The sequence below is a fragment of the Vibrio sp. DNB22_10_4 genome (assembly GCF_052879755.1).
Window position 1 is genome coordinate 1 of sequence record NZ_JBNNXW010000150.1, and the last position, 220, is coordinate 220.

The window sequence follows — 220 nt, forward strand, 5'->3', positions numbered from 1 at the left end:
AATTGCCCGTGAGGCTTAACCATACAACACCCAAAGGGTTTTGATTGGACTCAAAGCAAGAACAAATTGAATGTGTATGAGAACACATAACAGCTTTCCAGATATTTTGGCTTTTAGCTTTTTTGAAAAGCTGAAACCAAAGCAGAATTTGCTTGGCGACCATAGCATTGTGGACCCACCTGATTTCCATGCCGAACTCAGAAGTGAAACGCAATAGCGC

At 41.8% G+C, this 220-nt stretch carries 1 rRNA gene; it reads left to right on the forward strand.

What is annotated here, in order from left to right:
- Positions 1–151: 151 nt before the first annotated feature.
- Positions 152–220: ribosomal RNA gene (gene rrf, locus ACVA6Q_RS25040) — 5S ribosomal RNA — on the forward strand; the annotation flags it as partial.